Below are 12,753 nucleotides of genomic sequence, written 5' to 3'. Positions count from 1 at the left end.
AATAAGTCGTTTTTACGGCTAATTGACGCCCCCTTTAATGTTTTAGAAACGTTGATATATTGGTGTTTATAATTTTTTGTTTTCAATGGGAATTTGACTTTCTGGACAGCTCCAAAAATTTATTGATCAAGTTATTATGTTTGTCCAAATCGGATATGATAAAATATTATTGGTGTTGTATGAAGGGGGTGAGAAGGAATGGCTTTAACAATGTACTGGTATCCGAAGTGCGGAACTTGCAGAAAAGCGAAAAAATGGCTGGAAGATCACGGAATTGATTTTCGTGAAATACATATTGTGGAAAATCCTCCTTCTAAAGAAGAGTTAAAATCCTTTTATGAAAAGAGCGGATTGGAGTTAAAAAAGTTTTTTAACACGAGCGGTCAAAAATATCGTCAATTAGGTTTAAAAGAAAAAGTAAAAACAGCAACAGATGAGGAGCTCTTTGATTTGCTCGCATCAGACGGTATGCTCATTAAGCGGCCGATTGTTACCGATGAGGAAAAGGTGACCGTTGGCTTTAAAGAAGAGGAATTTGAGAAGATTTGGGGAAATTAAATTTAGAAAAGATTCTATTTAAATAGAATTCTTATATAAAAATGATAATTGGAGGGAATGACATTGAATACACCAAAAGAATTGCGTTATTCTGAAGAGCATGAATGGGTAAAGGTGGAAGGTGACAAAGTAAGAATTGGGATCACTGATTTTGCGCAGTCTGAACTCGGTGACATCGTATTTGTTGAACTTCCAGAAGTTGGAGATGAAATAGTCGCTGACGAACCTTTCGGAAGCGTTGAATCAGTGAAAACAGTTTCTGAGCTTTATGCCCCTATCAGCGGAAAAGTTGTTGAAGTGAATGAGGAATTGGATGACAATCCTGAATATGTAAATGAATCTCCTTATGAAAAGGCTTGGATGATTGTTGTTGAACCAAATGACATTCAAGATGTTGAAAAATTAATGACAGCTGAAGAATATGAAGAAATGGTAAAAGAAGACTAATATGAAACCCCCGTCTCCCTTTGAGAAGGGGGTTTCCTTTTCTTTATAAATGGAAAAGTGCGGACAACCAAAGTATTTTGTGTGAAGGAATCAACCACTTCATTTAGAATAAGTATATATCAAAAAGCATCTATAAGCAGGTGATAACAATGGCACTGATAGAGATTGAGAAAGTTATCATTGTTGAAGGAAAGTCTGATAAGAAAAAAGTAGAGAAAATTATTAATGAACCTGCTGAGATTATTTGTACAAATGGCACGTTAAGCTTGTCCAAGCTCGATGAATTGGCGGAAAGCTTATTTTTCAAGGATGTTTATATTTTAGTCGATGCGGATGAAGCAGGAGAAAAATTGAGAAAACAAATTAAGCGGGAGCTTCCGGAAGCCAACCATTTATATATAGACAAAATGTACCGTCAAGTTGCATCCGCACCTGAACAGCATATTGCCGCCGTTTTGCTGAGAGCAAATATTGATGTACATGCAAGATATTTATCATAAATGTGGAGTGTGTTCAATGATTGAAATAACAAAAGAGCAATTAGATGCGATTAGCGATGAAGAGCAAACCATTATATTTTTATATACACCTTTTTGCGGGACGTGTAAATTAGCTAAAAGCATGCTGGAAATTGTAGAAAAAATCATTCCTTCCATAAACATATATACGAAAGATTTGAATTATATCCCTGAATTTGCTGAAAAATGGAAAATTGAAAGTGTTCCATGTTTATTGATCTTTGAAAAAGGACAAATTGCCGAAAAAATATATGCGTTTCATTCTATTGACTATTTATATCAAAAGTTAAAAAGTTTTTCTACCATATAATTATATTTCCTGAGAAATATGTCAGTTTTTTCTAGAAAGCGTCGACAACTCCCAGCAGGAAGAAGGAAAGCTAGAAAGAATGAGTAAAATAAAATATTTGCTGGGGGGTTGTCAATGTTTGATTTTTTATTAGAAAAGGCAAATGATCATCATTTTTTAAAGCCTTTATTTCCGGCAGATCCTATGTTTATTGCTTTTGAGTATGGCCAAAGCATTTATTGTTATCAATTGGATTTGGAAGGATTAAGACGAGTTGATGGGAATATCGAATCCATTGATGTAAAAATTATAGGAAATGAAGAGCAAATGGAAGAGCTCATTACAGGCCAGCTAAAGCTCCAACAACTAATGAAATTGAAAGCAGTAAAAGTTGAGGGGAGATTTCGGGATATTTTAAGATTAGAATCTGTCTTGTCTTTATTGGCCTAACAGGTTAAAATAGAGTAAAGATATCGGAAAAGAATATATTGACACAATGTTTGTTGAATGGTACAATCTCTCCCAGTTAGTTTGTATTGTTTAAAATAATGTTTTAATAGAAAAATAGCGGGTGCACATGTACAATAAAGCTTTGTCTACAATTGCGTTGAAAAAAAGGAAGGTCAATTGAATGTAATCGTGCCTTTCTGCAGCTGTGCAGGAAGGCTTTTAGTATTAAACCGAAGCTGCTGCATGTGTGAAAGAAGGTGTAAACATGATTTCTCTCAACGGTGTTACAAAAATTTATCATACGAATCATAGCCAAGTAAAAGCTGTCGATCAAGTTGATCTTCAAATCCAGAGCGGAGAAATTTTTGGGATCATCGGATACAGCGGTGCTGGGAAGAGTACATTAATACGCTTGTTAAATGGTCTTGAAAAGCCGACAAATGGGACAGTTGAAGTGGCGGGAAAAAGAATAGACCAAATTAAAGGAAAAGAACTGAGATCCGCCAGAAAAGAGATTAGTATGATCTTTCAGCATTTTAATCTATTGTGGTCAAGAACAGTGCGGGAGAACATCGCTTTTCCATTAGAAATTGCTGGCATGAAGAAAAGCGATCGGCTCAAAAGAGTTGATGAACTTATTAAACTAGTAGGTTTAGAAGGAAAAGAAGATGCATATCCCTCGCAATTGAGCGGAGGACAAAAACAAAGAGTCGGCATTGCAAGAGCTCTTGCGAACAATCCGAAAGTTCTTTTGTGCGATGAGGCGACTTCTGCTTTAGACCCTCAAACGACTGATTCCATCCTTGATTTGCTTGTAGATATTAACAAGCGATTAGGTTTAACGATTGTTTTGATCACCCATGAAATGCATGTAATTCGAAAAATTTGTCATAGAGTGGCTGTGATGGAAAACGGAAAGATTGTTGAATATGGTGATGTGTTGACGGTTTTCCGAAATCCGAAGGCTAACATTACAAAACGATTTGTTAAACAAGTTACAGAACCTGATGAAACAATGGAAACGATTGATTACCTGCTTGAAAAGTACAAGCATGGAAAGGTTGTCAAACTTACCTTTGTAGGAGACAGAGCGGAGCAGCCTATGATTTCAAAAATCATTAAAGAGTTCGATGTAGAGGTTAATATTTTGCAAGGGAAAATTTCACAAACTCAAAGTGGATCATACGGGACGTTAATCATCCATTTTGATGGAGATGAAAATACAGTTGAACAAGCCATTGAATTTATTCGCAATCAACAAGTGGAGCTGGAGGTGATTGCGAATGTTTGAGACATTGTTGCCAAATGTAAAATGGGACAAAGTCATTGATGCAACTTATGAAACGGTTTATATGACAGCTGTTTCCGTATTTGCTACATTTTTTCTCGGAATTATTTTAGGTCTTTTATTGTTTTTAACGTCAAAGGGGAACATGTGGGAAAATCGGTTTATCCACTCGTTTGTTGCAGCAGTTGTCAATGTATTTCGATCAATTCCCTTCATTATTTTGATCATTTTGCTGCTTCCTTTTACAAAAGCAATTGTTGGTACCATTTTAGGTGCTAATGCTGCACTTCCTGCACTCATCATTGGTGCTGCGCCTTTTTATGGAAGGATGGTGGAAATTGCACTGAGGGAAGTTGACAAGGGGGTGATTGAAGCTGCAAAATCGATGGGAGCTACAATGAGCACAATTATTTTCAAGGTACTGCTTCCAGAATCGATGCCTGCTTTAGTTTCAGGAATAACTGTCACAGCAATTGCATTGGTAAGTTATACAGCCATGGCAGGCGCCATTGGTGCCGGTGGTCTTGGAAACCTTGCCTATTTAGAAGGATTTCAGCGTAATCATAGTGATGTAACATTTGTTGCAACTGTACTCATATTGATTATTGTATTTATCATCCAATTGATCGGCGATATGATTACAAGAGCAATTGATAAGCGTTAAACGAAGGAGGAGAATAATATGAAAAAATGGCTTTTAGCGACTGTTTTAGGTGCGACGATGATATTTGCTTCTGCTTGCGGAGGTGGAAGTAATCAGGGAGGCAGCTCCAGCGGCTCTGACAATGAGAAAAATGAGGTAATTAAAGTTGGCGCATCACCTGTTCCACATGCAGAAATTTTAGAGGAAGCAAAACCGCTTCTTGAGAAAAAAGGATATAAATTGAAAATTGAAGAATTCACTGATTATGTATTGCCGAATAAAGCTTTAGCGGAAAAGGATATTGATGCAAACTACTTCCAGCATATCCCTTACCTTGAAGCACAGAAACAAGAACATGGATATGATTTTGTCAATGCCGGCGGAATTCATATTGAGCCAATTGGCGTATATTCAAAAAAATATAAATCTTTAGAGGAGCTTCCGGATGGAGCTACTATTATCATGAGTAACTCAGTTGCTGACCATGGACGCATGCTGTCAATGCTGGAGGAAAAAGGTTTAATTAAGCTGAAAGATGGCGTTGATAAAACGAAAGCGACAGTTGATGACATAGCAGAAAACAAAAAGAATTTGAAATTCAAAACAGACATCGAAGCGCCAATGTTGACGAAAGCTTATGAAAACAATGAAGGCGACGCTGTATTAATTAACGGGAACTTTGCTCTGGATGCAGGACTTGACCCATCAAAAGATGCCATTGCTCTTGAATCGCCAAAAGACAATCCGTATGTAAACGTCATTGCTGTCCGCAGTGAAGATAAAGACTCTGAAAAAATTAAAGCTCTTGTAGAAGTATTACAATCAGATGAAATTAAAGAATTTATTCAAACAAATTATCAAGGCTCCGTTATTCCTGCTGAATAATCAATTGGGAAGCTGTGCATATTTACGCACAGCTTCTTTTTTTGGATCAAGCTGAGCTGGTATTGTTTGGACAAAATTTCATTTAAGAAAAATCGTACGAACTTAGGTGAAATTTATGCAGCCAAAAAAGCAAATAGAAAGTGCTGTTCATTTCAATTAAGCGCATCAGCAGAACATAAGAAAGGGAATGGGGCATTTACTCAACATAATTTTACAATTGCTTGTTTCAAAAAGGTTGAGCTATCAATAGCATGAACGATCAGTGTCAAATGCAAGATGAATATTGTATTTTTTCTCTCCAGCGGGAATGCAGCCGAAAGGAAATATATGAAGCAGCAGGATTTGCACCAGCTTTCGAAGAAGGAATTGTGATGAGCTTAGCGGCCGCATTTAGAACGGAATGTTTTGCATGAAAAACAAATAAAGATGTAATTTTCAGTATTTTGGAGCATTTGTAAGATTGAACCTTTAATCCTTTCTCATTGGCTTAAAATGGGTTTTAAGCTGTTTTAATCAGCGATACAGCAGGTTGCTTGCAAGCTGTAATCATTGCTAACATTAAATTGTATAAAAAATGAAAGGATTGGTTCATTATTTATTTAAACCAAGAAATGATAGACATTAAATTTACGTCTGAAATGGAAAAAGCAATGCATCAATTTCACGGAATGGGATATAACGAATATAGGAGAACACATAAGAAGCGAATGAAGGTTGAAAGAAAAAGAGAACGAAATTACCGCAGCAGCCAAATTGTAACAGCTAATCTGAAAGGGAAATTGTTTTTGTCTACGCTAAACTAAATCAGCCAGTCGGCAAAGACTGGTTTTTCTTTTTATTGAATACATACAACAAGTTTGTTTGAATGATACTAAGATGACTATATACTTTGTTCCTAAAAATTTGGTAATATGAATAATGTTGTGAGATATTAAAAGGTTGTATTCACTTTTAATTTGTTATAAAATAATAATGAGAATAAATTGAGAATGATATTAATACTTGACCTATAGATTAATGGAGGTATTGGTTATGTCAGGATCTACATTAACGATTAAAGATTTGCATGTTTCCGTAGAAGGGAAAGAAATTTTAAAAGGTGTGAACCTTGAAATAAAAGGCGGAGAAATTCATGCGATCATGGGGCCGAACGGAACAGGAAAATCAACTCTTTCCTCCGCGATCATGGGACATCCAAAATATGAAGTGACACAAGGATCCATAACTCTCGACGGACAAGATGTGCTTGAGATGGAAGTAGATGAGCGTGCGCGTGCAGGACTTTTTCTTGCCATGCAATATCCAAGTGAGATCAGCGGAGTCACAAATGCTGATTTCTTGCGTTCAGCTATCAACGCCCGCCGAGGCGAAGGCAACGAAATTTCTTTAATGAAATTTATTCGCAAAATGGATGAAAAAATGGAATTTCTTGAAATGGATCAAGGGATGGCGCAGCGATATTTAAATGAAGGATTCTCGGGCGGTGAGAAAAAGCGGAATGAAATACTTCAATTAATGATGCTTGAGCCTAAGATTGCCATCTTGGACGAAATTGATTCAGGCTTAGATATTGATGCGTTGAAAATTGTTTCCAAAGGTATCAACGAAATGCGGAGCCCTGAGTTTGGCTGCCTGATTATTACACACTATCAACGTCTGTTAAACTATATTACACCAGATTTTGTTCATGTTATGATGCAAGGAAGAATCGTGAAATCCGGCGGAGCAGAACTAGCTCAGCGTCTTGAAGCAGAAGGATATGACTGGATTAAAAAGGAATTAGGCATCGAAGACGAAACAGTAGGGCAAGAAGCGTAAGCGTTAGGAGGATCAAAATGACTGTAGAAACGAAACTACCGTTTGACCAGAAATATATAGAAAATTTCTCCAAACAGTTAGGAGAACCGGACTGGCTGAAAGATCTTCGCTTGCTTGCTCTTGCAAAAGCTGAAGAGCTTCCATTGCCAAAGCCGGATAAAACCAAAATCGACAAATGGAATTTCTCACAGTTTTCTAAACATGTCGTTTCCAGCAGCACTCTATCTTCTCTTGATGAGCTGCCGGAAGAAGTAAAAACGCTTATTGAGGCAGATGAAGAACATAAAAATCTTTATATACAACGTGACAATACACCTGCCTTTTTGACAGTCTCTGAAGATTTGAAAGAAAAAGGAGTTATTTTTACTGACATTCACACGGCTGCGAAGGAACACGGAGACTTGCTTAAGCAATATTTTATGAAAGATGGAGTAAAAATTGATGAACATCGGCTGACAGCTTTGCATGCAGCCTATTTAAACGGCGGGGTCTTTGTGTATGTGCCGAAAAATGTAGAAGTGGAAAAGCCTCTTCAGGCGGTTTTTATACATGAAAACCCTGAAGCCAATTTGTTTAATCATGTGATCATCGTTGCGGATGATAATAGTTCTGTTACGTATGTCGAAAACTACATCTCGACCACCGAAACAGAGGGTGCTGTGTTTAATTTAATTACCGAAGTTATCGCCAATACTAATGCGAAAGTTTCCTACGGTGCGGTTGACAATCTGACTGAAAACATCACAACATATGTGAACCGCCGCGGGGTTGCTGGACGCGATGCAAAAATTCTTTGGGCATTAGGATTAATGAATGACGGCAATACGATTTCTGAAAACACAACAAATCTTGTCGGAGACGGTTCTATAGGCGATACAAAAACAGTTGTTGTTGGGAGAGGAAGCCAAATTCAAAACTTTACGACGAAGGTCGTTCACTTTGGCAAACATACCGAAGGCAACATTTTAAAACATGGTGTTATGAAAGACAGTGCGACGTCCATTTTTAACGGCATCGGCAAAATTGAGCACGGTGCATCGAAATCAAATGCTGAGCAGGAATCCCGCGTTTTAATGTTAAGTGAAAAGGCAAGAGGAGACGCAAATCCGATTTTGCTCATTGATGAAGATGATGTTGTCGCCGGCCATGCCGCATCTGTGGGACGTGTTGACCCGATTCAGCTCTATTATTTAATGAGCAGAGGAATTTCAAAATCGGAGGCTGAGCGATTAATTATTCATGGATTTTTAGATCCTGTTGTAAGACAAATGCCGATTGAAAGTGTAAAAAACCAATTGACAGAGGTTATTGAAAGGAAAGTTCGGTAATGGATATTAAAGAAATTCGCAAACAGTTCCCGATCCTTAGTCAAAAGGTCAACGGCCGCGATTTAGTTTATTTGGATAATGCTGCAACATCGCAAAAGCCAAATGTCGTCATTGATGCAATCACAAAATACTACCGCGAGTACAATTCAAATGTGCATCGCGGTGTTCATACACTTGGTACAAAAGCTACAGATGCCTATGAAGGTTCACGGGAAAGAGTTCGTCAATTTATTAACGCAAAATCCGTCCAGGAAATTATTTTTACACGGGGAACAACAACAGGACTAAATATGGTGGCACAGAGCTATGGAAGGGCCAATTTAAATGAAGGCGATGAAATTGTCATTACGTACATGGAGCATCATGCCAATTTAATTCCATGGCAGCAAGTTGCAAAAGAAACAGGAGCTACGTTAAAATATATACCACTAAAAGAAGACGGAACTATCTCGTTAAGTGATGTTCGAAATACGATTACAGCCAATACGAAAATTGTTTCGATTGCGCTCGTATCCAATGTTCTTGGCACGATCAATCCAGTAAAAGAAATAGGCGAAATTGCTCATCAAAACGGAGCTGTTCTTGTCGTAGATGCTGCTCAAGGAGCACCACATATGAAAATTGATGTTCAAGATTTAAATTGTGATTTTCTTGCTTTCTCGGGACATAAAATGTGTGCTCCGACAGGAATCGGTGTTCTATACGGAAAAAAAGAGCTGCTCGAAAATATGGAACCGGTTGAAACCGGCGGAGAGATGATTGATTTTGTCGGTTTATATGAATCTACATGGAAGGAGCTCCCATGGAAATTTGAAGCTGGTACACCAATTATTGCCGGAGCAGTTGGATTAGCCGCAGCAATTGACTTTTTAGAAGAAATTGGACTTGAGAATATTTTCAATCATGAACATAGACTTGCCCAATATGCATTGGAGCAATGCTCAAATATTGAAGGCATGACAATTTACGGACCGAAAGAACGGGCTGGGCTCGTTACCTTCAACCTCGAAGGCATTCATCCTCACGACGTGGCAACTGTTCTGGATGCGGAAGGTATTGCGATCCGAGCCGGGCACCATTGCGCCCAGCCATTGATGAAATGCTTAGAAGTATCAGCGACAGCACGGGCGAGCTTTTATCTATATAATACTGAAGAAGAAATTGATTTATTCATTCGCGCAATTCAAAAAACAAAGGAGTATTTCGGCAATGTCATTTGATAATCTTGACACATTGTATCGTCAAGTCATTATGGATCACTATAAAAATCCTAGAAATAAAGGCTCTCTTCAAGACAGCGTTACGGTTGACATGAACAATCCAACCTGCGGTGATAGAATTCATCTGACAATGAAAATTGAGGATGGAAAAGTCATCGATGCGAAGTTTGAAGGGGAAGGCTGCTCCATTTCGATGTCATCGGCATCCATGATGACCGAAGCGATCAAAGGACAAACGATTGAAAATGCTCTTAAGCTTTCTAAAATCTTCTCCGATATGATGCAAGGCAAGGAATACGATGATGATATTGATTTAGGAGATATTGAAGCATTGCAAGGCGTTTCAAAATTTCCAGCTCGAATCAAATGTGCAACGCTTGCCTGGAAAGCGATGGAAAAAGGTGTGCGATCTGAAGTCGAGTGATAAAATTTAAATTAGATTGGAGTGAGAAAGTATGGCGAAAAAAATGCCTGAAATAGGCGATTATAAGTATGGCTTTGTCGATAAAGACGTTTCTATATACCGAGCAGAACGCGGATTGACAAGAGAAATTGTTGAACAAATTTCGAAAATGAAAAATGAGCCTGAGTGGATGCTGCAATTCCGCTTGAAAGCTTTAGATCATTTTTATAAAATGCCAATGCCTCAATGGGGCGGCGATTTGTCTGCTTTAGATTTCGATGAAATTACTTATTACGTAAAACCTTCTGAACACTCAGGACGTTCTTGGGATGAAGTTCCAGAAGAAATTAAACGCACTTTTGATAAGCTCGGAATTCCTGAAGCGGAACAAAAATATTTAGCAGGTGTTTCTGCCCAATACGAATCAGAAGTTGTGTATCACAATATGAAAGAAGACCTTGAAAAAATGGGCATCATTTTTAAAGATACAGACAGCGCCTTAAAAGAAAACGAGGACATCTTTAAAAAATATTGGGCGACGGTCGTTCCGCCGACTGATAACAAATTTGCCGCTTTAAACTCTGCAGTTTGGTCAGGGGGTTCATTTATTTACGTTCCGCCTGGAGTAAAAGTTGATACGCCTTTGCAAGCATATTTCCGAATTAATTCAGAAAACATGGGACAATTTGAACGGACGTTAATTATAGTTGATGAAGGTGCCCACGTTCATTATGTTGAAGGATGTACGGCGCCTGTCTACACAACTAACTCGCTGCACAGTGCTGTTGTAGAAATCATTGTGAAAAAGGGAGCCTATTGCCGCTATACAACAATTCAAAACTGGGCAAACAATGTGTATAACTTAGTAACGAAACGTGCGGTTTGTGAAGAAAATGCAACAATGGAATGGATTGACGGAAACATCGGTTCGAAATTAACTATGAAATATCCTGCAGTCGTTTTGAAAGGTGAAGGTGCACGCGGCATGACATTGTCCATTGCCCTTGCCGGTAAAGGTCAACATCAAGATGCAGGAGCGAAAATGCTTCATTTAGCGCCGAATACTTCATCTACGATTGTTTCGAAATCGATCTCGAAACAAGGTGGAAAAGTAACGTACCGAGGTATAGTCCATTTTGGTCGGAAAGCAGACGGAGCACGTGCAAACATTGAATGCGACACATTAATCATGGATAACCAATCAACTTCCGACACGATTCCATATAATGAAATCCTAAACGATAATATATCTTTGGAACATGAAGCAAAAGTATCGAAAGTATCTGAAGAGCAGCTGTTTTATCTCATGAGCCGCGGCATTTCTGAAGAGGAAGCAACCGAAATGATCGTTATGGGATTCATTGAACCATTCACAAAAGAGCTGCCAATGGAATACGCCGTTGAAATGAACCGCCTCATCAAGTTTGAAATGGAAGGAAGTATTGGATAATCCTTATAATACTAAGGGGGTGTCTAATAAGTCGTTTTTACGGCTTATTGACGCCCCCATTAATGTTTTAGAAAAGTTGATATATCGGTGTTTATAATTTTTTGTTTTCAATGGGGATTTGACTTTCTGGACAGTCCCACAATTCACCCACAAAAATTAGATATTCATGTTTGTATACCGTTGATACAACTCCAGTGCCTCGTCCTCAATTTTCTTGGTCACATGGAGATATGTGTCAGCGGTATTTTTATGCTTTAGTATCTTAATCTTTCGCTCCAGCTAAAGGAGAGCATCATGTAAAGAAAGAACAGGGAGTTTGCATGTTTGCACACTTCTGTGGCGGTCACAAGCAGGAAACGTCACTCACCGGACTATTTCTAATAGTTTACATTACATAACAGCTTTTCCCCAATGCCAATAGTGGCTGTGAGAAAGAAGAATCAGAAGGCTTTAAAATTTCGCTTGCCCCTCTCCTCTAGAACACCATAAATGATAGCTTACGTTTTTCTATGAGGCTTGAACATCTTCTCATACAAAAATAAAACCGAGCCGCAAATTACTGCAAGGAGAATAAAAGATAACAAGAAAAATAATGGATTGATAAAACCAAATGCTATATTATTTGCAGTAATTTCATCTCCTGATAAAAATTCATCATATTAGGAGTATAAGATTTTGGCCAAATTTAACTGTTCCTAAAATATATAATTATGGAGTGCAAGAGAAACAATCACGGCTTCTTTCACGATCTTCAACACAACCACCGCAATACATATGTATTGCGCGTCATTTTCTGAAGCCTCATCCTTTTTAATGAGATCCTTTCATAAAGAAGAAGCAAACTCATTTATACGATCAAAATATATTTAGCCCTAAGCGATAATTTACCTATTAAAATCCCATGTCCATTCCCAAAACTTACTACCTTGGGCTACTATAAAGTAATCAAACCATTTTTCAAAAGTCAGGTTTAGAAACCCAAACGGATCGTCCAAACTTCCGCCGTTGTCAAGCCAATAAAGATATCCTTTTCTTTCGGGAGCTAAAGCTATAATGAGCCGGCAGCCATCGTAGCCATATCCAATAGGAAACCAATCTGGAGGATAATCAATATATTGATAATCCTCTAGTATCTCTTCGACAGATAATAATTGCAGTCCACCTCCGTTTTCAGGATCATCAAATAATGTAGCACCATTACATATTTTCAGAAAGTCTTCATAGTCACTAGGAATATTAAAAGGCAGCTTCTTGATTTCTTCTTCTGTTGCAGGGGGATTGAAACGAAATTGTAGTTTTCCTAAAAATCCTTCTTCATTTTGAACAACCAGCATATTCTTTTCATCTAGTCTTTTATTCAAAGCATCTAAAGTCATTTTGATTCGTACTGACATGTTGTGGCTATCACTCCTTTTATCATTCATCCAGCAAGGACTAACAATCTTTCTGTGGAAAT

General features: G+C 38.0%; 14 protein-coding genes. 13 read left to right on the top strand and 1 reads right to left on the bottom strand.

Annotation, left to right across the window (positions count from 1 at the left end; all coding sequences use genetic code 11):
* Nucleotides 1–198 precede the first annotated feature (198 nt).
* The 13 genes from ACVIJU_RS17065 to sufB all read left to right on the top strand — a co-directional run bounded on the left by ACVIJU_RS17065 (nucleotide 199) and on the right by sufB (nucleotide 11,297).
* Complete coding sequence (locus ACVIJU_RS17065; RefSeq protein WP_456687798.1) at nucleotides 199–558, top strand: arsenate reductase family protein; 360 nt, start codon at nucleotides 199–201, stop codon at nucleotides 556–558.
* A gap of 63 nt (nucleotides 559–621) precedes the next feature.
* Nucleotides 622–1,005 (top strand): glycine cleavage system protein GcvH, encoded by a 384-nt coding sequence (gene gcvH / locus ACVIJU_RS17060; protein ID WP_063386938.1) that lies wholly within the window; start codon nucleotides 622–624, stop codon nucleotides 1,003–1,005.
* Nucleotides 1,006–1,154: 149 nt separating this feature from the next.
* Nucleotides 1,155–1,505: a toprim domain-containing protein gene (locus ACVIJU_RS17055; protein ID WP_063386937.1), complete on the top strand. Its 351-nt coding sequence runs from the start codon at nucleotides 1,155–1,157 to the stop codon at nucleotides 1,503–1,505.
* A 16-nt stretch (nucleotides 1,506–1,521) separates the two neighbouring features.
* Nucleotides 1,522–1,833, top strand: a complete 312-nt coding sequence (locus ACVIJU_RS17050; protein ID WP_063386936.1) for a thioredoxin family protein — start codon at nucleotides 1,522–1,524, stop codon at nucleotides 1,831–1,833.
* Between the two features lie 114 nt (nucleotides 1,834–1,947).
* Complete coding sequence (locus tag ACVIJU_RS17045; RefSeq protein WP_456687797.1) at nucleotides 1,948–2,262, top strand: SCP2 sterol-binding domain-containing protein; 315 nt, start codon at nucleotides 1,948–1,950, stop codon at nucleotides 2,260–2,262.
* A gap of 265 nt (nucleotides 2,263–2,527) precedes the next feature.
* Nucleotides 2,528–3,553: a methionine ABC transporter ATP-binding protein gene (locus tag ACVIJU_RS17040; RefSeq protein ID WP_456687796.1), complete on the top strand. Its 1,026-nt coding sequence runs from the start codon at nucleotides 2,528–2,530 to the stop codon at nucleotides 3,551–3,553.
* Nucleotides 3,546–4,214, top strand: a complete 669-nt coding sequence (locus ACVIJU_RS17035; protein WP_063386933.1) for a methionine ABC transporter permease — start codon at nucleotides 3,546–3,548, stop codon at nucleotides 4,212–4,214. The genes ACVIJU_RS17040 and ACVIJU_RS17035 overlap by 8 nt, the downstream gene beginning before the upstream one ends.
* Nucleotides 4,215–4,232: 18 nt before the next feature.
* Nucleotides 4,233–5,078, top strand: coding sequence for a MetQ/NlpA family ABC transporter substrate-binding protein (locus ACVIJU_RS17030; protein ID WP_144597774.1), 846 nt, complete (start codon nucleotides 4,233–4,235; stop codon nucleotides 5,076–5,078).
* A 1,032-nt stretch (nucleotides 5,079–6,110) separates the two neighbouring features.
* Nucleotides 6,111–6,896: a Fe-S cluster assembly ATPase SufC gene (sufC, locus tag ACVIJU_RS17025; RefSeq protein ID WP_063386930.1), complete on the top strand. Its 786-nt coding sequence runs from the start codon at nucleotides 6,111–6,113 to the stop codon at nucleotides 6,894–6,896.
* 17 nt (nucleotides 6,897–6,913) lie between these two features.
* Entirely contained in the window at nucleotides 6,914–8,224 is a 1,311-nt protein-coding gene (gene sufD, locus ACVIJU_RS17020) for a Fe-S cluster assembly protein SufD (RefSeq protein ID WP_063386929.1), read from the top strand.
* On the top strand, nucleotides 8,224–9,444 hold the full coding sequence (locus ACVIJU_RS17015; RefSeq protein WP_063386928.1) for a cysteine desulfurase: 1,221 nt from the start codon (nucleotides 8,224–8,226) through the stop codon (nucleotides 9,442–9,444). Before sufD ends, ACVIJU_RS17015 begins: the two co-directional genes overlap by 1 nt.
* Nucleotides 9,434–9,868 (top strand): Fe-S cluster assembly sulfur transfer protein SufU, encoded by a 435-nt coding sequence (sufU, locus tag ACVIJU_RS17010; RefSeq protein WP_063386927.1) that lies wholly within the window; start codon nucleotides 9,434–9,436, stop codon nucleotides 9,866–9,868. The genes ACVIJU_RS17015 and sufU overlap by 11 nt, the downstream gene beginning before the upstream one ends.
* Before the next feature lie 31 nt (nucleotides 9,869–9,899).
* Nucleotides 9,900–11,297 carry a Fe-S cluster assembly protein SufB gene (sufB, locus tag ACVIJU_RS17005; protein ID WP_063386926.1) on the top strand — a complete coding sequence of 466 codons (1,398 nt, stop codon included), beginning with the start codon at nucleotides 9,900–9,902 and terminating at the stop codon, nucleotides 11,295–11,297.
* Nucleotides 11,298–12,181: 884 nt separating this feature from the next.
* Here sufB and ACVIJU_RS17000 read toward each other — a convergent pair.
* Entirely contained in the window at nucleotides 12,182–12,691 is a 510-nt protein-coding gene (locus tag ACVIJU_RS17000) for an SMI1/KNR4 family protein (RefSeq protein ID WP_162877020.1), read from the bottom strand.
* Nucleotides 12,692–12,753 lie beyond the last annotated feature (62 nt).

Source organism: Aeribacillus sp. SP014, from assembly GCF_054055575.1.
This window is presented reverse-complemented; position numbering and strand designations above follow the sequence as displayed.

Bases quoted from the DNA above. Each gene is read 5' to 3' on its own strand.
- ACVIJU_RS17030 (WP_144597774.1), top strand. From the start codon at position 4,233: ATGAAAAAATGGCTTTTAGCGACTGTTTTAGGTGCGACGATGATATTT.
- ACVIJU_RS17055 (WP_063386937.1), top strand. From the start codon at position 1,155: ATGGCACTGATAGAGATTGAGAAAGTTATCATTGTTGAAGGAAAGTCT.
- sufC (WP_063386930.1), top strand. From the start codon at position 6,111: ATGTCAGGATCTACATTAACGATTAAAGATTTGCATGTTTCCGTAGAA.
- ACVIJU_RS17000 (WP_162877020.1), bottom strand. From the start codon at position 12,691: ATGTCAGTACGAATCAAAATGACTTTAGATGCTTTGAATAAAAGACTA.
- ACVIJU_RS17040 (WP_456687796.1), top strand. From the start codon at position 2,528: ATGATTTCTCTCAACGGTGTTACAAAAATTTATCATACGAATCATAGC.
- sufU (WP_063386927.1), top strand. From the start codon at position 9,434: ATGTCATTTGATAATCTTGACACATTGTATCGTCAAGTCATTATGGAT.
- ACVIJU_RS17050 (WP_063386936.1), top strand. From the start codon at position 1,522: ATGATTGAAATAACAAAAGAGCAATTAGATGCGATTAGCGATGAAGAG.
- ACVIJU_RS17035 (WP_063386933.1), top strand. From the start codon at position 3,546: ATGTTTGAGACATTGTTGCCAAATGTAAAATGGGACAAAGTCATTGAT.
- sufD (WP_063386929.1), top strand. From the start codon at position 6,914: ATGACTGTAGAAACGAAACTACCGTTTGACCAGAAATATATAGAAAAT.
- ACVIJU_RS17045 (WP_456687797.1), top strand. From the start codon at position 1,948: ATGTTTGATTTTTTATTAGAAAAGGCAAATGATCATCATTTTTTAAAG.
- ACVIJU_RS17065 (WP_456687798.1), top strand. From the start codon at position 199: ATGGCTTTAACAATGTACTGGTATCCGAAGTGCGGAACTTGCAGAAAA.
- ACVIJU_RS17015 (WP_063386928.1), top strand. From the start codon at position 8,224: ATGGATATTAAAGAAATTCGCAAACAGTTCCCGATCCTTAGTCAAAAG.
- sufB (WP_063386926.1), top strand. From the start codon at position 9,900: ATGGCGAAAAAAATGCCTGAAATAGGCGATTATAAGTATGGCTTTGTC.